Here is a 570-nt window from a genome sequence, read left to right as displayed (position 1 = left end):
CGCCTTTGGGTGAACGGTGTTGCGGTATCCCAAGCAACGACTCACGCAGACGGCACGTATACGTTTGATAAAAGTGGCAAGCTTCGTCAAATTAGCGACCGATAAAGTCGAAGTCGTGGCTGTCAATGCCGCTTACAATGAAGTGGCCCGTAAAACAGTCGTAACCAAAGGATCATCCATCTTAGACACGAGTCTAACACCAGACCCGTATGCGAAAGATAGTGCGACCCTGACCGGTAAATACGGCAAAGACATTGCGAAAGTCCGTCTTTGGGTCAACGATGTCGCGGTAGCACAAGCAACAACCAGCAATGGCGACTTCACCTTCACAAACATTGCGAGCTTCATCAAAAACAAAACCGATAAAGTCGAAGTGGTGGGCGTAGACGCGCAATACAACGAGTTGAATCGCAAACCGGTAACCCTTACTGGTTTCGACACCCTAGACAATGCCTTAACAGCACCAGCCAATTTCACATTGGATCAAGATACAACGATTAACGGCACGATGGGTACCAACGTAGCCAAAGTTCGCCTATCCGTGAATGGCGTTATCGTGAAACAAGCGAC

1 protein-coding gene is annotated in these 570 nt (G+C 48.8%); it reads left to right on the top strand.

Annotation, left to right across the window (positions count from 1 at the left end):
- Nucleotides 1-73 precede the first annotated feature (73 nt).
- The coding region (locus PCORN_RS16860) for an immunoglobulin-like domain-containing protein (protein WP_338151791.1) at nucleotides 74-570 on the top strand (497 nt) is incomplete at its 3' end.

The organism is Listeria cornellensis FSL F6-0969, assembly GCF_000525855.1.
GTDB lineage: Bacteria > Bacillota > Bacilli > Lactobacillales > Listeriaceae > Listeria_A > Listeria_A cornellensis.
This window is presented reverse-complemented; position numbering and strand designations above follow the sequence as displayed.